Below are 19,566 nucleotides of genomic sequence, written 5' to 3' on the forward strand. Positions count from 1 at the left end.
AGCCTATGCCCGATTTTTCGCATCATCCAGCGCATGTTTTTCGATGACCTTGTGCGCCAACGCCTTGGCTTCTTCCAGCGCCTCCTTGTAGGTACCGGAAACAACAGGAACCACATGCCGCTCCGAATGATGGTCATCCCCTTCATACAGCAAAACAACGCCCTGAAACTGTCTGTCATCCGTTTCAATAACCATGGGTTTGGCATGATAACGTCCCACCATGAATTTCAGCTCATCTTTCATCACGTTCTCCTTTGGTTGCCGGTCTTGCGATAGATCACCTGAATACAGATTATACGTAATCCCATTCCCGGCGTAACGGATATTCATCAATCCCGTTATTTTTTATGCTTCTACGATATACCTCATTATCATCAGGCTGTGATGTCAGGAGAGAAAAATGAAAAACGAACCCGTAATGCAAACGCGAATTGTCGGCGTATTTGAATCCCGTGACCATGCGGACAATGTGGCCGACCTGTTAACGCAAAAAGGAATACCGCGCGACCAGATCACATTAAGCCATGTCGGCGAACACAGGGACATTCCAGGGCAGGTACCGGTACAGGAATCGGTATTTGATGAGCTGAATCATTTTTTTCACTCCCTTTTCGATGATGCGGATGAAGAAAAAATCCGGGAAGCCTATGCCCGTGCCACGAAAACAGGAAATGTCGTTGTCTCGGTCGATACCCGCGATGGAGACCAGGCCAAAAAAATTTCGGATTTCATGAGCGACATCTACCGCAGCAAGGGACGTGAAAAACCGTCGGAAAAATCCCCTGAAAAAACCCCGGCACCTCGCGATGCGGAACAAAAGCACCTGGATGCGGCAACCTCAGGCATCCCGGAATCACTTGTTTTTACAAATATCTTTGACAAGGTGGAAGACGAAGCGGGAAAACCATGAAACCCGGTGACATTCTCCTTATACGCGCCCGTTACCGGGCGCGAATTGTTTAGATTTGTCAAAGATTGCGTACTTGCACATCTCAAAGCCGCTATCTCCGGAACAAGCTGATGCCCGGATGGTCTTAAAAAAGTCACATCCTTACCATCGCATCACTTAATGAATGGAGATAAATCGATATGAACAATCTTTCTTACAGCATGGTTGTCGGTGTATACCAGTCACCTGAAATCGCCAAACACGCTATTAACGAACTCGTCAAGGACGGCTACTCTGCCGATCAGATTCATATCCGTTCAAAAACGGCCAATGACCTGGGGCCGGCAACAACAGATGAAAGCACTTGTGACCTGTATGGCAATATCAAGGGCAACCTGGATAATTTCTTCCATGGCATGACGGACGGCGACAGCCATTCCCGGATTCTGGATGAATATGCCAAAGTGCTTGAAGCCGGCAACACCATCATTTCTGTTGATGCGGATAATGATGTGGCGGCCAATAAAGCAGCGGCCCTGATGAGCCAAAACGCTGCCGTGGCCAGTGACTATACCGCAACCTCACCAAAAGAGTCTGATATTTCCGATACCGGTTCCTGGTCTGGTGTGAAAATCTTTAAAGGCACAAAATACAGCGACTACAAGGGGTCAAAAAGAAGCCACTGATCCTAATATTCACAACCGTCGATTCGGAGGAAAAAATGAATCAGGAAATGGAAAACACCAAAGCCAATGCCAAAGACGCCATGACCAATATCGGTGTGCAGTCAAAGGAATGGCTTGAAAAAGCATCTGATGCTGTAGAAAATATGGGCGATAAAGCCAAAAATGCTTTTGACAGAGCCGCGGATTCGACAAAAGAAGCCGCAGAAAAGCTGGCTGGCAAAACGGAAGATACCATGAATAAAGCGTCAGAAAAAATCGAGAACTGGAAAAATTCGTAAGCCGATTTTTCCATTCGGATAAAAAAAGCATGTTTTCGGACATGCTTTTTTTTGTGGGTAGTGTCAGGCAGTCAGGCTGGGAAACATGGCTTTCAGGCCGCTTCCCATCATCTCGACAGCCACGGCAGTCAGAAAAAAACCGGCAAGCCGCTCAATCACCTTGAGCACGGATGAAGGCAGCATGCCCCCTCCCCGGCTCGCTACCCGGAAACAGATCCAGGTCGTAAGCCCGACAACGACAGGCGGCAGGAAAACAGGAAGGATATCTTCAAGTGTTGTAACGCGGGATGTCGCCATGACATAGGAAAGCGCCGCGGGACCGGCGAGCAGGGGGATGCCCAAAGGTACAATGGAAGGGCCTGATGCCGCATCTTCCGACTCATCCCGCGTGTATTTGACTGACTCATTTTTGGCGACCACCATGGCAAGGGCCACGACAAACATGATGGCGCCGCCTCCTATCTGTATCGCGCCAAGCGAAACCCCCATGAAGTTGAGAAAATGCAGCCCGAAAAGACCGCCTGCCAGCAGAGAAACCGCAACCGTCAAACCAAGCTGACGGCTGTATCGGTATCTGAACCCGGTGTCATAACCATTTGTGGCCGCAACGAAAAGCGGTATGGCCAAAAGCGGGTCTACCAGCGCCACCAGTGTCAGCGTTTTTTTCAGTGTCAGTCCAACAGCAGCAAAAGCCTCTCCCATGAAACATTCCTCCCTTTTCATGAGATATCACCTTACGCCAGCGAAAAAAACAGGCTTTGAGAAAAAGCGGACTTTCTGTTCAAACACGACACGCCATGGCAATTTCCGGCATTGTCTGCGTTTCCCCTACAATCGGCATGGAATTTGCCCGATCTTTCTTATTTTGATATGGTACAGTCTGCATTTTGATAACCGACCGATCAGGAGAGGAAATGGCAACAAGAGACAGTAATGGCACCGAACTTAACGATGGTGATTCCGTACAGGTCATCAAGGATCTCAAGCTCAAAGGCTCTTCCACCGTCTTAAAACGCGGAAAAACCTACAAGAATATCCGCCTGACCAACAAGGAAGAGGAAATCGAGGTTCGTGAAGGAAAAGGTACGCTCGTACTCAGGGCGGAATTCCTGAAGAAGGTCTAGACTCAGCCCCAGATAACAGCAATCGCTGTTTCAACCTTTGCGAAAGAGGGCCGACAAGGCTCTGACCGGCGCTGTTTTTATCAGCGCCGGAATGTCCAGTTCAAGCGCATCGACGGTATTTTTAAGCAATACCCCCAACTCGGTATCCCCTTCCATTACCAGCCTGCGGCTGAAAAAAAGCGTATCCGGATCTTCCCTGCGGGATGCCATCAGGAGAAAATCACGGGCGCTGGCGCTGATAATGAGATCAGGCACCTCCACGTGCCATCCGGCGACAAAGCCGCCGCTTGTCCACAGAAAATTGAAGTGCAGCCCCATATCCGTCACGGAAAGGCGCAGAAGCTTTCCGGCCAGCATTGCCTGCATTTCCTCTGTCATACTGCCCTTGAGGATCGGATTGATCGCTGAAGCAAAGATAAGTGATCCGGGATACGACGGGACCCGGGAAACCACCCGGCTTAGCAGTGCAGGTACAACAAAGCGCGTCAATATCATCCGGACTCTCCTTTCATTAGGGCGTATTAACACGCCCTGAATATTTTCTCACAGAACGTCCTCCCGGATACAGTGCATACCGGGCATGGCGTACCAGTATCCATTACAGGGAGAGGCGGGCATGACTTTTTCCAGCGCGGCCTCCGCTTTGGGCAATGACAGGCTTCCGGACAACACATCCGCATATATCCGGATAACATCAGCGGTGTTTTCCCATTGCGGACTGATACGGACAATATCCACTCCCATTTCCTCAAGGACCGGCAAGTCGGTCAGCAGGCAATATACCCGCTCTGACTGGGTCTGGATACCGTTTAACACCAGGAAATCCTGTTTTTCCCGCGTCTTGAGAAGCAATCCGTCCGGATGGGAAAGACAGTGAAACCGGCAATCATCCTTGGGCAGATTATAATATCTGGCCGTAAAACAGCGGGCAGAAAACGCAAGCGGCATACGCCCGTATCCAAACACTTCAACTTCCATTCCCTCCGGCCTGGACATCAGCATACCGGCCAGGTCCGTTTTATTCATTTCCAGAGGCATTACCCACCGCCGGGCACCCATTTCCGACATCAGCTTCAGTGCTGGCGGGTTGTAAATATTCAGGTGAATGCCTGCAACAAACGGGCTACCGCCACAAAGCAGGCGCACTGCGCCCATATCATTGGCTTCAACAGGGAAAACCCCGTTTTGCGCAATCTTTCGCATGGTATTCAAGTGGGTATCAGACTCCAGCAGGACCTGTGTCGACAGAACCACCTCTTTACCCGCATCGCACAAACGGTTTGCGATTTGAAGCCAGTCGTCATAACGGAGCTCATGACGTTTGGCACAGACCGTTTCGCCCAGATAGATGATATCGACCGGCGCATCCTGCATGGCATCATAAAACCGGTATACCGCTTCTTTCGGCCAGTAATAAGCAATGGGTGCCAGCGCCAGTTTCATGATGATTCTCCCGCCACCGTTATTTCCAGGAACGGTGATAGGCGCCGAGCGTATGCTGCAGGCCTTCTGCCACCTTGTCCAGCTCCGCTGTCCATGCCGGGTTGACGGCATAACGCTCCCCGGCGCTATTGCACCTGTCGATGGCCTCGCGCCAGACACGGGTAACCTGCCCCACATAGGCCGGGCTGCGCTGTCGGCCTTCAATCTTGATCGCCGATACGCCAATCTCCTTTAAGACAGGGAGCAGTGCCAGCGTATTCAAGCTTGCCGGCTCTTCAATCGCGTAGTAACACTCGTCATTGACTTCAAAACGCCCTTTACACAATGTCGGATAGCTGGCATTTTCACCATCGGCATACCGGTCAATCAGAACACCGTTCAGTCTTGACTCCAGTCCCTGTGGTGTGGGCTGCCACCTGACAGCTTTTGCCGGTGAACAGACCCCGCTGTTATTGGGTGCCTCCCCCGTCACATAAGACGATAAGGCGCATCGGCCTTCCACCATGACACACAGGCTGCCAAATCCGAACACCTCGATTTCCACCTCGGTATTTTTCACCACCTGTGCGACCTGCTCAACAGAAAGCACCCTGGGCAAAACCGCGCGGGTAATACCAAAACGCTCACGGTAAAAATTGATCGCCTCGTAATTGGTGGCAGACCCCTGTACAGACAAATGGAGCCGTAGATCGGGATGGTTTTCAGCCGCATACTGCATGAGTGCCGGGTCGGCAACAATCATCGCATCAATCCCGGCTGCGGCGGCACGATCCACGGCTTTTTTCCAGACATCCCATGTATCCGGCTTCGGGTAGGTGTTTAATGCCAGCAGCACTTTCCTGTTTCGCTCATGTGCATAGCTGATGCCTTCCGAGAGGGATTTTTCATCAAAGTTCAGCCCGGCAAAATTCCGGGCATTCGTGGCATCCCGAAACCCGAGATAAACACAGTCAGCGCCATGATCGACAGATTGTTTCAGCGCAGGCAATGTGCCGGCAGGACAGACCAGTTCCATATTCACTTTGCGTAACCATACTCCGGTTGAGTATGGTCAAACAGCTACCCCAAAAAAACGATACCCATGATTATGACACCTTAAACCTGACGGAAAAAGCCGGAGATATTATATTTTTATACTTTGACAAGCTCATGCAGAATATGGCTTAATCAGAAAACCGGGTGAACCAGGAGTGTAAACATGCCTCTCAAACTTTCAGGAAAGCGTCTGACAAGGGTCATCATCATCGCAGCTGCTGTCGTTATTTCAGGCATTGTTGCGTGGTATTTCCTGAAGCCGCCTGCAGTTCCTGATGGACTGGCATATGGTAATGGCCGCCTGGAAGCAACCGAAACGGCGATTGCATCCAAAATACAGGGGAAACTCATCGAGGTGCGTTTTCGCGAAGGTGCTGATCTCAAGGAAGGAGAAATCGGCGCTCTTTTGGATGGCGAAGACGTCAAGGCCCAATTGCGCGCAGCAGAAGCCAACCTGATCAGTGCACGTGAATCCGCACGTGAAACCAGGGAAAGTCTCAAGAGTGCCATAAGCGAACAAAAACTGGCCGTTGCCACCTACAAACGGACAGAAGAGCTGATCAAGAAAAACTTCATCTCGGAAGCGCAACTGGACAAGGACCGTACCACCCTCCAGACAGCCAACTCCACCCTTGCCGGTGCAAAAAACCGTGTTGCCGAGGCAGATGCCGCTGTTGAAGCGGCAGCAGCCAATGTGGATGCACTCAAGGTAAGCGTGGATGACACCATTTTGCGTGTCCCTGTTGACGGACGTGTCCTTTACCGGCTTGCGGAGCCGGGTGAAGTCATTTCTGCCGGTGGCCGCGTGCTGGCCATGATCGATCTTTCCGACGTCTACATGTACGTCTACCTGAATACGGAAGAAGCCGGCAAAGTGGTTATGGGTGACGAGGCACGCATTGTGCTGGACGCTCTGCCGGATGTGCAGATTCCCGCCCATATCGCCTTTGTCGCCCCCAAAAACCAGTTCACCCCGAAGGAAGTCGAAACCCAGGAAGAACGGGTCAAATTCATGTTCCGGGTCAAGGTCAAGGTCAATCGGGACTGGCTGGAAAAAAACAGCAATGTTGCAAAACCGGGTATGCCCGGTATCGGCTGGGTCAAAATCAAGCCCGGCACCACGTGGCCGGCTACACTTCCTCAACCATCAAGGTAAGCCATGGCTGACTCCACTGCAGCCCGGCTTGAAAATGTCAGCCTGCACTACAAGGAAGTGACAGCGCTGGACAATGTCACGCTGGAGATACCCGGCGGCTGCATGGTGGGCCTGATCGGCCCTGACGGTGTCGGCAAATCATCTCTTTTAGCGCTTATCTCGGGAGCACGCAAAATCCAGGATGGCCGTGTCGTCGTACTGGATACGAATATCAGCAACCAGCGCGACAGAAACCTTCTCCTTCCCCGTATTGCCTACATGCCGCAGGGACTGGGGAAAAACCTCTACCCGACCCTGTCCGTTTCCGAAAATATTGATTTTTTCGCCCGTCTCTTCGGGCACAAAAAAGAAGAACGTATTGCCCGCATCAATGAACTGACACAGGCCACCGGCCTGGGACCATTCAAGGATCGTCCTGCCGGCAAACTTTCAGGCGGCATGAAACAAAAACTGGGGCTGTGCTGCTCTCTGGTGCACGACCCTGATCTGCTGATTCTGGATGAGCCCACAACCGGTGTTGATCCTCTCTCGCGCCGCCAGTTCTGGGAACTGATCAACGCCATCCGCAAACGCCGCGACCACATGAGTGTGCTGGTTGCCACGGCCTACATGGAAGAGGCAGAACAGTTTGACTGGCTGGCAGCCATGTATGGCGGCAAAGTCATCGCTACCGGTACGGCCGATGAAATGAAAGCAGAAGCCGGTGCCGATACCCTGGAAAAGGCATTTATCCACTTTCTTCCGGACTCCCGCTCACAGGACTACCAGGAACTGGTTATCCCGCTACTGGAAACAAAGGATGAAGACTGGGCGATTGAAGCCGATGGCCTTACCCAGCGCTTTGGTGACTTTACCGCCGTTGACAATGTCAGTTTCAAAATTTCCAAGGGAGAGATATTCGGCTTTCTGGGATCAAACGGCTGTGGCAAGACCACCACCATGAAAATGCTCACCGGCCTGCTTCCACCAACAGAGGGCAGCTCGAAGATCTTCGGCAAGGTCGTTGATGCAAACAACCTGGAAAGCCGAAGGGATGTCGGTTACATGTCGCAATCCTTCTCCCTCTATGGCGAACTGACCGTCCAGCAGAATCTGGATCTGCATGCCGAACTCTTTCATCTTCCGGCTGACAGGAAAAAGCCCCGCATTGAAGAACTCATTGAGCGTTTCGGGCTGAGACCTTATGTCGACTCACCGGCTGAAGGCCTCCCCCTGGGCATCAGGCAGCGTCTTTCGCTGGCCGTTTCCGTTGTACATGAACCAAAACTCCTGATCCTGGATGAACCCACATCAGGCGTTGACCCCATTGCGCGTGACGAATTCTGGCGCTACCTGATCCAGATGTCGCGTGAACAGGATGTCACCATTTTCATCTCGACACACTTCATGAATGAAGCTGAGCGATGTGACCGTATGTCACTCATGCACGCCGGTATTGTGCTTGATAGCGGCACGCCGAAAGAATTGCAGGAAAAGCGGTATGCCGCCACACTGGAAGAAGCCTTTATCGCCTATCTGGAAGATGCCGCCGGCAAGGATGAATCCACCTCTTTTGAGAACACGGACATTCAGCCGGAAACGGCAGCACCGGTAACAAGCGCTTTTTTCAGCCTGCAGCGCATGCTGGGATATGCCTTCCGGGAAAGCCTGGAACTGAAACGTGACCCCATCCGGCTCATTTTTGCCCTGCTTGGCTCTGCGCTGTTGATGTTTGTACTGGGAAGCGGTATTTCGATGGACGTGGAAGATCTGAAATTTGCCGTATACGACCAGGACCAGTCTCCGCAATCGCGGGATTACGTCGACAATCTCTCCGGATCGCGCTATTTCATCCAGCAGCCCCCCATCAAGAGTGCGGAAGAACTGGAGCATCGCATGAAAACCGGCGAACTGACTGTCGCCATTGAAATCCCGCCGGGCTACGGCCGGGATCTGCTGCAAAACCGCCATCCGGAAATCGGCGCCTGGGTGGATGGTTCCATGCCCTACCGCGGGGAAACCACCCGCGGGTATGTTATCGGCATGCACCAGGAATACCTCGCCGAGCTTTCCCGTGAAACGACAGGCCTTTCTCCGGCTGCCCTGCCCGCACAACTGGAGCTGCGCTACCGGTACAACCAGGATTTCAAAAGCATCTATGCAATGGTACCGGCCGTTATCCCGCTCCTTCTGATTCTCATCCCATCCGTACTGGTTGCATTGGGTGTCGTGCGGGAAAAAGAACTCGGATCAATCACCAATTTTTACGTTACGCCAACAACAAAGCTCGAATTTTTACTGGGCAAGCAGCTGCCCTATATCGTTATCGCCATGTTCAGCTATTTCATCCTTATCGGCATGGCTGTCTTTCTTTTCAAGGTACCCATCAAGGGCAGCTTTCTTGCACTGACGGTGGGCGCCCTCCTGTATGTTACGGCAACAACCGGTGTGGGACTCGTTATTTCAACCTTCACCCCCACCCAGATATCCGCACTTTTTGGCACCGCCATTCTCACCATGCTGCCGACCACCCAGTTTTCAGGACTGACAACACCGGTTGGCTCACTGGAAGGGGGCGCATACTGGATCGGGCAGTGCTTTCCGGCTTCTTATTTCCTGGTGCTCAGCCGCGGGGTGTTTACCAAGGCACTTCATTTGCCCGACCTGATAGAGCCGATTCTTACGCTGGCGCTTTTCTTCCCGATCAATACCTTTATCGCCTACCTGCTGCTACCCAACCAGGAAAAATGAGGCTGCCATGAAAACCCACTTCCTTAACATCTACCATCTGGGCATCAAGGAATTGCGAAGTTTGGCTGCGGACAAGGTGCTGCTGTTGCTGATCATCTGGGCCTTTACCGGGGGCGTTTACAGTGCATCCAAGGGCGTTTCGCAGGAACTGCGAAACGCCCCTGTTGCCATTGTTGACCAGGACCAGTCACAGATTTCTCACCGCTTCGTCTACGCACTGACACAACCTTATTTCAAAAAGCCCGATGTGCTGGGCCTTTATGAAGTCGACCGTGCCCTGGACAGGGGATATTATTCGTTCACCATTATCATCCCGCCCAGCTTTGAAAAAGACCTGCATGCCCGGCGCAACCCCACCATCCAGATCAATATCGATGCCACGGTCATGAGCCAGGCCTTTATCGGTGCCGGCTACATCCAGAGTATCTTCACAACGGAAATCAATGAGTTTTTAAATCGTTCCTACGAAACCGCCGCACCGCCCATCAACCTCGTCACACGGGTCAAGTTCAATCCCAACCTGACCGGCTTCTGGTTTGGCGGCGTCATGGAGACGATCAACAATATCAACATGCTGACCATCATCCTGGTGGGTGCCGCCTATATCCGTGAGCGGGAACACGGCACGATTGAACATCTGCTGGCCATGCCGCTTGTTCCCATCGAAATCATGGCATCCAAGATCTGGGCAAACGGCCTGGCCGTCCTGATTGCGGCTACTTTTGCACTGACGGTCATGATCAAGACCGTGCTGAAAGTCCCGATTGCCGGCTCCATCCCGCTCTTTATCTCGGTAGCCGCCGTTTATCTCTTTTCCGCCGGCTCGATAGGTATTTTTCTCGGCACCATCGCGCGCTCCATGCCGCAGCTTGGGCTGCTGATTTTTCTCACCATCATCCCCATGCAGATGCTGTCCGGCGGCGTTACCCCCCAGGAAAGCATGCCCGCAGCAATGCGTAACCTGATGATGTTCGTGCCGATCACCTATTTTGTCCGGCTGGCACAGTCCATTCTGTATCGCGGCGCCGGTTTCATCATCATCTGGAAAGACCTGCTGATCATGGGATTTATCGGGCTTGTCTTCTTTGTTGCCGCCCAGTTCCGTTTCCGTAAATCCGTCGCCCAGGCAGCATAATATTTCAGACAGAAAAAACCGGCATATCCCTGAAAAAGGATATGCCGGATGGATCATAACGGACGGAGAAAATTATTCCGGAACCATCTGAACCGGAATCCAGCCATACGTGCCATCACCATTTGAACGGATCTGGCCGATTCCCGGATAAGGCAAGTGGGCACCGGCCACCATCCACTTGTACTTGGCTGCCAGGTTGAAGACCTTGTACCGGGTAATAACAGACTGTTCCGGATTGATATCAAACGCCAGCGTCACATCAGGACGGGTAAACTGCACCGTATGGCTGATGACCAGGTCGCCCAGGATGAAAAAGCGCTGCTCATCCGATTTGATACGGAACATCGTATGCCCGGGTGTGTGACCGGCAGTGGAAACAGCCCTTATACCAGGAACAACTTCATCCTTATGCTGGAAAGTATGCCATTTTTTTGCCGCACGATAAGGCGCTGTTGATGCCTTGGCGTTCTTGAATGCGTTTTTCATCTGGTCATTTTTTGCTTCACCGGCATTTTTGTCTGACAGCCAGAAATCGCTTTCCACCTGATTGGCATAGACTTTGGCATTCGGGAAAAGCATGTTGCCGTTTGCATCAACCAGGCCACCCACGTGATCCGGATGCATATGGGTCAAAAGAATCGTATCCACCTGTTCCGGCGCATACCCGGCTGCTTTCAGGTTATCCATGATTTTTCCCATCTTCGGACCAAAAAGCGTCCCGCACCCGACATCAATCAATACCAGATTCTTGCCGGTATTGATCAGATAGACATTGGTTGCCGTCTGTACCTTGTCGCCATCAATATAATTACGCGCTAAAAGCTGCTGCAGTTCTGTCTGTGTGGCATTTGACATAAGCGAGATGCCCACATCAAAAGCGCCGTCAAACAGGACAGTTACCTCAAACTGGCCATGCATCATCCGGTAATAGCCAGGCACCTGCTTTTTTGCCATGGGCGCTTCAGCCATCGCGACAGGGATAAATCCTGTCGTGACAAGCGTCAGCCCCAAAATCAGATTACGTAAACACGTGATGATTCTCATTCGCATTGCCCTCTCCTTTCACATACCGGCTTTCACTTTTCAGACACTTTTTTACTGTACTCATATCAATATAATTGCAAAAACAGGAACTCGTCAAAGCGATAATGTTCTAAAATAACTTTATCAGCCTGTCTGATGTGCATTTCTTTATGAGGAGAAGCGATGATCCGGATTGCCATCATTATGGGAAGCACCCGTCCCGGACGAAATGGCGAAGCCGTGGCCAAATGGGCCTATGAGATCGCCTCAAGGCGCACGGACGCCCAATTCGAGCTGATTGACCTGCTCGACTACAACCTTCCCCTTCTGGATGAACCTCATCCTGCACAGATGCAGCAATACACCAGGGAACATACGAAAATATGGTCTGAAAAAATCAATCCTTTTGATGGCTTTGTTTTCGTCACCCCTGAATATAATCACTCAACATCAGCAGCATTGAAAAATGCCATTGATTTTCTTGCCATGGAATGGAAAAACAAGGTGGCTGCTTATGTGGGTTATGGCGCAAACGGCGCAATACGCGCCGTAGAACACCTGCGCCAGATCATGGCGCAATTCCAGACGGCCAGCATTCGGAATCAGTTAACCCTCTCCCTCTTTACTGATTTTGAAAACAATGCGTTCAAGCCGGCTCCCCGTCATGAAAAAACACTGGGCTCCATGCTGGATCAGCTTGTCGACTGGGCCCGGACACTGAAAACGCTCAGAAAGGAAAAACAGCAATAAGTAATACCTGACTTTTACTCTCTCACCTTCTCTCAAAAGGAGTACGTCATGAAACATATTACGATCATCATGCCCCTCATCAAGGAATGTTCGGTATCGGCATGCGGCTTCAACGCAATGGATGGCTGCCACGCCAAAGCCATTACGGTTGGTAATGGCACCAATCCGGGCTGCGATACTTTTTTCAATGTGCCTGACATGTCAGCCCATGCAACATCAGTAGGCCGCACAGGCGGCGTAGGCGCATGCAAGGTCTCCGGCTGTAAATTCAATACGGATTATGAATGTATGGCCGATGAAATCATGGTCAGCCTGATCAGCCAAAAAGCAAACTGCGCAACATACGCACCAAGATAACGCGTTTATTCCTTCAAAAAAACCGCGCTTCATGAAGTGAACGCTTAATATCGGACATTTCCTGCGGTTATTGAAATGGCCTGAGTACGGTATTGCCCAGGACTCAGGCCATTTAAATTCAGTTTTATCCGTTCATTGTTGCAGTAATGGATATACGCATTTATTGCGGATTTCAGTTGTTGTATATCAGTAAAATCCGAAGAGCAGCAGCCTTCAGATTTCAGAATGCCAAAGAAACTTTCCATTACTGCATTATCCAGGCAGTTTCCTTTGCGAGACATACTGGGTTCAAGATGGTGCTGTCGCAGTTTTTCCTGATAAATCGCCTCTGGTATTGCCAGCCCTGATCGCTCTGTTATACAGATCAAGAATCGGTGAAAGATACCGCTTTTTACCTCTGACATTGAATTGACTCACCTCTGTCACCCCTTTCTGATTCGGTTTGTCAGCCGTAAAATCCCGTTTCAGGAGATCCGGAGTGACTCTTCCCTATACGCCTTTGCAGGACTGATATTATTTGCGCCTGAGGGTGGATGCAAGCCGTTGTTCGCGCATGAGCCTGCGAACGGTTTTGTGATTAAGATGGCAGTTTTCCTGACGCAATGCCAGTATGATGCGGCGATAACCATATCGCCCTTTGTGCTGGTGAAATAATGCCTTAATTCAGATATTATTTGCGCTTTACTGGCTGCGTTAATTTCTTTTGTTCCTGAATCAGGGCTTGCAGCTTTTTCAGATAGGCATTCTCCGCGCGAAGATACTCAAGCGCTTCCTGGATGGTTTTGAATTCAGGAAGAGAGCTGTCATGGTATTGACGGGGTTTGCTTTCTTCTCTGACAATCGGGGCCGTCCTTTTCGGTTACTTTGAAGGGCTATGATACCGCCTTGACGGTAAAGACGCTCCCATCTGCTGACTGTACAAGCCGCCGCAATACCAAATTTTGCCGCTGCCTTGCAGCGATGACTGGCCGTTGTCCAACATGGTATGAGCAGGGTACAACTGAATCATGAAGAACACCATAAACCACTCGCCAGAATTTTCGAGTGGTTAAGTTCGTCTGACCAGGAAAAAGAGACCATCGGCCATATCCTCACCGAAGTATGTGAACACTACAACTTTGGTTGCGGCTTCATTTATGAGGCAAATCATGCACAAATATTCTTCCTGAAAGAGCAGTATACGAATTACCACATCAACCAGTTGGAAGCACCGTTTCGCTTGGAAGAGCGGCTGGACAAAGCCGCCATGGAATCGCTTTTAAAGCATTCGTTTTTCTACCAGACACTGGAGGAAGATATACCCCCCAATCCACCGTCTTGCTAGGCTATGATGTTGCTGTTTTTCAGAAAAAAGTTTTTCCCGTTGGCTGTTCACCGCTTTCCTGTAACCATCTTGCTGAAAACATCGCGGTAAATGAATACTGTCTTTTCCCCACACTCGATGTCGCTATCCGTGTCCTGAATGAAGGCGGCTTTGACCGGGCCGAACCCAGACCCTATCGCCTCTATGCGGTATATCGCGTACAAAAGATCTGACCTTTTCACTTCAGCGCAAACGAAAACTCACAACATCCCCCTGCCTTTACTCAGGCAGCAACCCATTACCAGCAGTGTTTGCGGGAGATTACCTGATAATGGATGAGAAAACTTTCCTTTAACTCAAAAGAAGTGTATACTGTAAATATTTACAGTATACCTATTGCGCCATGTACCAGGAAAAAACGCTTACCGAATACATGCTGGTGAAGTCAGAAATTCTCACCAGTTCGGGTGACTATTTTTCATTCATCAATCCGGATGCCTATCACTTCGAGATTGAGACCATTGCGCATGCCCTGTCCCACCTGTGCCGCTTTACGGGGCATACTGCCGAATTTTATTCCGTTGCGCAGCACAGTGTCCTGGTCAGCAGCCTGCTCCCGCGTGAGATGCAGCTTGCCGGCCTGCTGCACGATGCGACAGAAGCCTTTGTCGGTGATATGACCAAGCCATTGAAAGACATGTTTCCCGAATTTCGCCGGATTGAAAAAAATATTGAAAGCGCCATCTGCCGGCAATATGGCATTGCCTGCCCCATGCCACACGAAGTCAAGCAGGCAGACCTGATCCTGCTCGCCACCGAACAGCGCGACCTGATGCCGCATGTTGATCTGCAATGGAGCTATCTTGAGGGCGTAGAAGCAATGAAAGAGAAAATCACCCCCTGGGCGCCAGCCCTCGCAAAAGAATGGTTCCTGGCGCGTTTTTACGCGCTGACAGCGGCTAATTGATCGTCCACTTCATCCTTTGTTTGGATTTGGAGCCGGACTTCAGGCGCTTGCCAGGGGAATCAGCATATTCATCATCCTCGCTGCCCGGCTCGGCATCGTCTTTGGCCCTGACCCGTGTCTTGCCTGACACGCGCTCGGCAATATTGTGGCTGGCGTCAAAAAATGCTTTCTTTTTCAGGTTTTGCAACGCCACATGAATATCCACTGTTTCTGCAACAATCCGGGAAGAAGACGCGGATGTCTTGTCAGAAATGATCACCTTGCCAGCAGGATTTTTGACCTGATAGATACAAATGAGCGTTACCTCTGCACGGGAACGCTTTGTCCTTCCTGTACTGACAGGCGCGCCTACCTGTTCCTCATACTGGGTGACCGTGCCGGTTATGACATACGCGCCGGACTTGCCGGAAGGTTTTATCCCGGGCTTTTCTGCCCCGCCTTCCTCCTGATCAGGGTCATTGTCTTCCTGCGCTTTTTCAGCCCTTTCCGCCGCTTCGACCACCGCCATCAGTTCATCTTTTTCCGCAGCGCCATCATCGATAATGCCATCCTCTTCATCGGTGTACTTATCTGTGAAAAGATCAGCTTCTTCATCAGCAATGGTTTCCTCTGCTGAGCGTTCTTTTTTTGGGGTTTTCGCCGGTTCGGCTTTTTCCTGTTTTTCCGGCGCCGCTTCTGCCTCTTCGTCTTTCACCCTCGAGGGCACTGCAGGAACCAGGCCAGCCTGCTGCAACGCAGAGACCAGCTCATTGCGAAACTCGGCTGAAAGCTGTAATGACTCCTCTTCTGCACCGGTATAAGCGGCCTGCGGGAAAGTGAAGGCATTTACCCGGATCGTGGCGCCATCAGGTACTGACGCTGCCGCCGCAAAAGACGGCGCAAGCGCCCCCAGCATGCAAAAACAGAACAGCCGTCCCAGGGTTGCCCTCATATCAGCCTCTTGCCGTCTTACCAGCCGATACTCGGCTTGGTTGTGCGCTTGCGGATTTCTTTTTCATCGGCCCACTTGATCTCGCCACTTTGCGGATCAGTCAGCTCAAGCGTGATCTGGAAATACACATCACCAACACTTTTCGTGCGCTTCCTGATAGAACGCACTGAACCGGTAACAATGTAGTCCGCATCCATCATCAGCTTGTTTTCCTTGCGCTTGGTCGCCATTTCATTCAGGTCACGCTCGTCAAAGACATCATCCATATTACCCTTGTCGGTAAGAAAGCGAACCTGTCCCGAATTGAGCAGCTTGATACGGATTTTGTCCGTAATGCCCTTGGTATCGATATGCTCATCCGTGTAATTTTTCACATCACGCAAACGGACTTTCGGCGGGCTGGAAGCCTGTGCAATCCACTTCGACGCCAAAAGAGACTGGGCCATACTTTCGGCTGTTGATTGCAGGTCGGTAGAACCCCACTTGGTTGTGACAGTCTCTGCGGCCTGCGCATCTTCATACACCACTTCGCCATCGCCACTGACACGGCCTGTCTGCGGGCCGCTACAGGCCGAAAGCAGCACCGCCAGTGCAACAAAACCAGAAAGAGAGGAATAACGGAGTAACTTTTTCATTGTCTAGCTCGCATCATTGGAAATAATCAGGGTGTATTCTTTCGCACCCGGTATAGTTGAGCGTTCCTTGATATAGACAGGCGCCTTGCCCTTCACGATCACAGGCCGCCAGGAAGACTGCTCGAGCAGCATGCCATCGTCATCAAACCACAGCATGCGATACACACTATGGTTGATCTCATCGTCATCATCATTGACCAGCACGGCAGTGACAACGAGAAAATCACCATCTTCCACATGCTTGATGGATTTGATCCTGACATCATCATTGTCAAGGTACTCATGTGTGGACCGGCCGCAGGAAGCCAAAAGGCCAATACAGAACAAAATGAGAAGAATTCTAATACGTGACATAATCCATCTTCATGTGAGAGTTAGAGAAATAGGTCATCATAATAATAACCCCCCGTATATCGTTCGGCAAGGGTAGGTTCTGCTGGTTTTTCCCCTCTCCGACAGTAATGGTACTGCCATTCGGAACCGTTGCCATTGCGATATATCCTTCATTGGGAAGCGTCTCCCAGTTACGGGCCGAATCCGACATGGAATATGTCCAGAGGTCCAGCAGGATCATTGTCAGCGTACTGGCTACCTCGGCATAATCCCGTGTATCTTCATTTGACCTTGCCCCGGCATAAACCGATGCGGATATGCCTGCCCTGACAGCCGCCCGGCTGACGGCTGATCCCATTTCAAGATTCACCTCATCCTGCAGCGTACGGTAAGCCAGCCTGTCCGTACGAAGCAGCGGATAAAAAACCATGGGAGCAGCATGAGAAACAGCGGCATGAGGAACAAGTCCGGGGACAGGCCGGGTATAGGAAGGCAAATCAAGCAGGATATAGCCGATTCTCGGGAAACTGACCCGTATGTGCTCAATCTTCAGAGAAGGCGCAACCCCGCTCAAGGCAATAACCGTTACTTCCTGCCGTTCCGGCCCCTGCGTCGCTGCCTGCCCGAGAGCCGGCGCATCCGAGCCGACCGAAGTCACTCTGAGAGGAACGAGCTGTGGAATAACAATACGCTCTTCCTCTTCTTTTTTTGCTGTTTTTCCTTTTCTAGGTGGTGCTGCCTCCGGCTGTGGCCAGGCATGGCGGAAAAGCTCTCCCGCATTGCTGTCCAGTGCAACCGCCCGCCGCAGATTCACGCCTGAAGCCTGTATATCTCCAGTAATACGAAATACAATCGAACTCAGCGCATAGGAAAAGGGATCCTGATAATTATTCATCAGCTTGCGAACCGCCTCATCCTCAAGCATGTCACGCATGCTGTACTGGACAGGCAGATCCATTGTTTCCTTCATATTTTTTTCAATCCGGGATTCAGATTCCTGCAGCCAGTATTCCTGCCGTTTGTCCATTTTTCGCATTTCAACAGCTGCTCCGGTGAAATCGCCCAGCATGAGGTAATTCATCGAATTGAATGTATGAAGCAGTGAGCGCTCGTATCCCGTGCCGTAGTATTGCTTTGTTCCCCGTGCCAGGAGAAAGGTACCGGCTGTTGCCGCGATTTCCCGTACATTGATGATTGCCCTTGACTCATACTCTTCCAGTATGGTCAGCGCCTCATCATACCGCTGGATGGAATCCTTCCATCGGCCCTCAATCTGTAAAAGGCGCGCCAGATTGAGCGCTGTAACAAACTCGCCAAAAGAATCGTGATTTTTCTCCATCTTCTCCCGCAGATCACTGACATAACCGGTGGAAAGCGATGAGCGGATAGTATCAGTCGGCACGCGTGAAGCGCACCCTGCCAGAAGCAACATCATGGAAAAGAGAAAAATTGCTCTCAACATGGAATACAGATAAGGTTAGCCATATGACACCAGACGCATCCCGCATCGATCAGAATGCCGTAAAAGACAGGAAACAAGGCCGAAAACACTGTCAATTTACCGTAATCACCCTGCATTGACAAGCAATGTTACGGCCCGTAACACCTCGTATCATGGTGTACTATTTCACCAGGACAAACCTGATTGTGAATACTGACATGAGCAACACAAAATACCTCCTTTCCTGCCTCCTGGCCCTCCTGGCCCTGTGCCTTACCCCGCATGGATACACCAAAAGCCCCGCTCCGGGAGAGCGTATTGTGCTGGAAACCACCTGGAACACCCGTGACCTGGGGGGATACAACGCCGCTAACGGCAAAAAAGTCATCCATGGAAAACTCTTTCGCACCGATGAGCCCTCCTCCCTGTCAGAAAAAGACATGCGCACCCTTTCAGCTATCCCGCTTGTTACCCTCATCGACTTTCGATCAATCAAGGAACAGCAGGACAAGCCCGACAGGCTCCCGGAAAATATCCGGCGATACTACTTCCTGCCCATCACCCCTGGCAAACTCAGTGATGTGGATGACGCCAAAATCGATGAAAATCTCATGATCCGTATCTACCGTGAGCTGGTGACAGACAAGGAGGCCATTGCCCAGTACACGGAATTTTTCCGCATTCTGCAAGCTGATGACTCAGCGCCTCTGGCTTTTCACTGTGCCGCAGGCAAAGACCGGACAGGCGTGGGAGCAGCACTTGTTCTCTACTCCCTTGGTGTAGATGACACAACCATCATGAAAGATTATCTGCAATCCGCCAGCTATATCCATGAAAAATATGCTGACATCCTCAAACAAAAACCTGCCTACGCCCCGCTTCTGGCAGTAAAACGGGAATACCTTCAGGCTGCCATCGATACCATCCGGAATCACTACGGCAGTATGGACAATTATCTGCAAAAGGTGCTTCAGGTAAACATCAGCCGCATGCAGGAAAAATACCTGCAATAAAAAAATACCCTTAAAAAACAACGGTAGAGTAATCCATCGTTGTTTGTCCCTTCTCATGAAAGCGCAAAGCATTTGACCTTAGGATGGGGAGTGCTGCCTTGGGAGCAATGTCATATCGAGATGGGTTCAACCTTCCCTGCTGCGGGAAATCGCATGCGCGAACCCATCAATTACTTTATCATATCGATTACCTTAGGAGCAGACCTCATTAATTTTCCGTTTGCGAAAAGCCGTTTTGGCTCAAAGGGCCAGGCGCAGCGGGAAATGGGGACGCAGGCGTAGCAGCCCACCATCAAGTTCCCATTTTTCGATGCAACGCCGCCATTGGGGACACAGC

23 protein-coding genes and 1 pseudogene are annotated in these 19,566 nt (G+C 51.0%); 13 read left to right on the top strand and 11 right to left on the bottom strand.

Going from position 1 to position 19,566, the window contains the following annotated elements; translation table 11 throughout:
- Window positions 1-3 precede the first annotated feature (3 nt).
- The gene (locus NB640_RS01230; RefSeq protein WP_269309327.1) at window positions 4-243 is read right to left on the bottom strand and encodes a hypothetical protein; all 240 of its coding nucleotides are present in this window, start codon (window positions 241-243) and stop codon (window positions 4-6) included.
- A 157-nt stretch (window positions 244-400) separates the two neighbouring features.
- Here NB640_RS01230 and NB640_RS01235 point away from each other — a divergent pair, with 157 nt between their 5' ends.
- From NB640_RS01235 to NB640_RS01245, 3 genes are all read left to right on the top strand, one after another.
- A complete protein-coding gene (locus NB640_RS01235; protein ID WP_269309328.1) occupies window positions 401-910 on the top strand; it encodes a hypothetical protein in 510 nt (169 codons plus the stop codon).
- A gap of 179 nt (window positions 911-1,089) precedes the next feature.
- Window positions 1,090-1,575, top strand: a complete 486-nt coding sequence (locus tag NB640_RS01240; protein WP_269309329.1) for a hypothetical protein — start codon at window positions 1,090-1,092, stop codon at window positions 1,573-1,575.
- Window positions 1,576-1,610: 35 nt separating this feature from the next.
- On the top strand, window positions 1,611-1,853 hold the full coding sequence (locus tag NB640_RS01245) for a hypothetical protein (RefSeq protein WP_269309330.1): 243 nt from the start codon (window positions 1,611-1,613) through the stop codon (window positions 1,851-1,853).
- Between the two features lie 63 nt (window positions 1,854-1,916).
- Here NB640_RS01245 and NB640_RS01250 read toward each other — a convergent pair whose 3' ends face one another.
- Window positions 1,917-2,576, bottom strand: coding sequence for a MarC family protein (locus NB640_RS01250; RefSeq protein ID WP_269309331.1), 660 nt, complete (start codon window positions 2,574-2,576; stop codon window positions 1,917-1,919).
- 191 nt (window positions 2,577-2,767) lie between these two features.
- Between NB640_RS01250 and NB640_RS01255 the strand changes: the two genes are divergently transcribed.
- On the top strand, window positions 2,768-2,977 hold the full coding sequence (locus tag NB640_RS01255) for an alkylphosphonate utilization protein (RefSeq protein ID WP_269309332.1): 210 nt from the start codon (window positions 2,768-2,770) through the stop codon (window positions 2,975-2,977).
- A 30-nt stretch (window positions 2,978-3,007) separates the two neighbouring features.
- Here the strand turns inward: NB640_RS01255 and ubiT are convergent, their stop codons facing one another.
- Genes ubiT through ubiU form a run of 3 tightly spaced genes read right to left on the bottom strand, consistent with a single transcriptional unit; the run spans window position 3,008 to window position 5,435 of the window.
- Entirely contained in the window at window positions 3,008-3,472 is a 465-nt protein-coding gene (gene ubiT, locus NB640_RS01260) for a ubiquinone anaerobic biosynthesis accessory factor UbiT (RefSeq protein WP_269309333.1), read from the bottom strand.
- A 48-nt stretch (window positions 3,473-3,520) separates the two neighbouring features.
- Entirely contained in the window at window positions 3,521-4,420 is a 900-nt protein-coding gene (ubiV, locus tag NB640_RS01265; protein ID WP_269309334.1) for a ubiquinone anaerobic biosynthesis protein UbiV, read from the bottom strand.
- Window positions 4,421-4,439: 19 nt separating this feature from the next.
- Window positions 4,440-5,435 (bottom strand): ubiquinone anaerobic biosynthesis protein UbiU, encoded by a 996-nt coding sequence (gene ubiU, locus NB640_RS01270; protein ID WP_269309335.1) that lies wholly within the window; start codon window positions 5,433-5,435, stop codon window positions 4,440-4,442.
- 183 nt (window positions 5,436-5,618) lie between these two features.
- On the opposite strand from ubiU, the gene NB640_RS01275 reads away from it, so the two are divergent.
- The 3 genes from NB640_RS01275 to NB640_RS01285 are packed head-to-tail and all read left to right on the top strand — an operon-like array spanning window position 5,619 to window position 10,476.
- Window positions 5,619-6,611, top strand: coding sequence for an HlyD family secretion protein (locus NB640_RS01275; RefSeq protein ID WP_269309336.1), 993 nt, complete (start codon window positions 5,619-5,621; stop codon window positions 6,609-6,611).
- A gap of 3 nt (window positions 6,612-6,614) precedes the next feature.
- The gene (gene rbbA, locus NB640_RS01280) at window positions 6,615-9,341 is read left to right on the top strand and encodes a ribosome-associated ATPase/putative transporter RbbA (protein WP_269309337.1); all 2,727 of its coding nucleotides are present in this window, start codon (window positions 6,615-6,617) and stop codon (window positions 9,339-9,341) included.
- A 7-nt stretch (window positions 9,342-9,348) separates the two neighbouring features.
- Window positions 9,349-10,476: an ABC transporter permease gene (locus NB640_RS01285; RefSeq protein ID WP_269309338.1), complete on the top strand. Its 1,128-nt coding sequence runs from the start codon at window positions 9,349-9,351 to the stop codon at window positions 10,474-10,476.
- Between the two features lie 72 nt (window positions 10,477-10,548).
- Here the strand turns inward: NB640_RS01285 and NB640_RS01290 are convergent, their stop codons facing one another.
- On the bottom strand, window positions 10,549-11,520 hold the full coding sequence (locus NB640_RS01290; RefSeq protein ID WP_269309339.1) for an MBL fold metallo-hydrolase: 972 nt from the start codon (window positions 11,518-11,520) through the stop codon (window positions 10,549-10,551).
- A gap of 162 nt (window positions 11,521-11,682) precedes the next feature.
- Here NB640_RS01290 and NB640_RS01295 point away from each other — a divergent pair, with 162 nt between their 5' ends.
- Window positions 11,683-12,249 carry an NADPH-dependent FMN reductase gene (locus tag NB640_RS01295; RefSeq protein ID WP_269309340.1) on the top strand — a complete coding sequence of 189 codons (567 nt, stop codon included), beginning with the start codon at window positions 11,683-11,685 and terminating at the stop codon, window positions 12,247-12,249.
- Between the two features lie 48 nt (window positions 12,250-12,297).
- A complete protein-coding gene (locus NB640_RS01300; RefSeq protein WP_269309341.1) occupies window positions 12,298-12,606 on the top strand; it encodes a DUF1540 domain-containing protein in 309 nt (102 codons plus the stop codon).
- Between the two features lie 44 nt (window positions 12,607-12,650).
- Here NB640_RS01300 and NB640_RS01305 read toward each other — a convergent pair.
- Window positions 12,651-13,584 (bottom strand): annotated as a pseudogene (locus tag NB640_RS01305) (IS3 family transposase); the annotation flags it as partial.
- Window positions 13,585-13,591: 7 nt separating this feature from the next.
- On the opposite strand from NB640_RS01305, the gene NB640_RS01310 reads away from it, so the two are divergent.
- From NB640_RS01310 to NB640_RS01320, 3 genes are all read left to right on the top strand, one after another.
- Window positions 13,592-13,930 (top strand): hypothetical protein, encoded by a 339-nt coding sequence (locus NB640_RS01310; protein ID WP_269310472.1) that lies wholly within the window; start codon window positions 13,592-13,594, stop codon window positions 13,928-13,930.
- Window positions 13,924-14,142 (top strand): hypothetical protein, encoded by a 219-nt coding sequence (locus tag NB640_RS01315; protein WP_269309342.1) that lies wholly within the window; start codon window positions 13,924-13,926, stop codon window positions 14,140-14,142. Before NB640_RS01310 ends, NB640_RS01315 begins: the two co-directional genes overlap by 7 nt.
- A 170-nt stretch (window positions 14,143-14,312) precedes the next feature.
- Window positions 14,313-14,876: a YfbR-like 5'-deoxynucleotidase gene (locus NB640_RS01320; RefSeq protein WP_269309343.1), complete on the top strand. Its 564-nt coding sequence runs from the start codon at window positions 14,313-14,315 to the stop codon at window positions 14,874-14,876.
- Here the strand turns inward: NB640_RS01320 and NB640_RS01325 are convergent.
- From NB640_RS01325 to NB640_RS01340, 4 genes are read right to left on the bottom strand one after another with little or no spacing between them, the layout of a single operon-like run.
- Window positions 14,869-15,807 (bottom strand): hypothetical protein, encoded by a 939-nt coding sequence (locus tag NB640_RS01325; protein ID WP_269309344.1) that lies wholly within the window; start codon window positions 15,805-15,807, stop codon window positions 14,869-14,871. The genes NB640_RS01320 and NB640_RS01325 overlap by 8 nt on opposite strands.
- A gap of 17 nt (window positions 15,808-15,824) precedes the next feature.
- Window positions 15,825-16,442 (bottom strand): penicillin-binding protein activator LpoB, encoded by a 618-nt coding sequence (lpoB, locus tag NB640_RS01330; RefSeq protein ID WP_269309345.1) that lies wholly within the window; start codon window positions 16,440-16,442, stop codon window positions 15,825-15,827.
- 3 nt (window positions 16,443-16,445) lie between these two features.
- Window positions 16,446-16,796 (bottom strand): DUF1425 domain-containing protein, encoded by a 351-nt coding sequence (locus NB640_RS01335; RefSeq protein ID WP_269309346.1) that lies wholly within the window; start codon window positions 16,794-16,796, stop codon window positions 16,446-16,448.
- Window positions 16,783-18,237 (bottom strand): hypothetical protein, encoded by a 1,455-nt coding sequence (locus NB640_RS01340; RefSeq protein ID WP_269309347.1) that lies wholly within the window; start codon window positions 18,235-18,237, stop codon window positions 16,783-16,785. The genes NB640_RS01335 and NB640_RS01340 overlap by 14 nt, the downstream gene beginning before the upstream one ends.
- A 197-nt stretch (window positions 18,238-18,434) precedes the next feature.
- Between NB640_RS01340 and NB640_RS01345 the strand changes: the two genes are divergently transcribed.
- Window positions 18,435-19,229, top strand: coding sequence for a tyrosine-protein phosphatase (locus NB640_RS01345; protein ID WP_269309348.1), 795 nt, complete (start codon window positions 18,435-18,437; stop codon window positions 19,227-19,229).
- The last annotated feature ends 337 nt before the right edge of the window (window positions 19,230-19,566 follow it).

Origin of the sequence: Oxalobacter vibrioformis (genome assembly GCF_027118995.1) — a bacterium.
Taxonomy (GTDB): domain Bacteria; phylum Pseudomonadota; class Gammaproteobacteria; order Burkholderiales; family Burkholderiaceae_D; genus Oxalobacter; species Oxalobacter vibrioformis.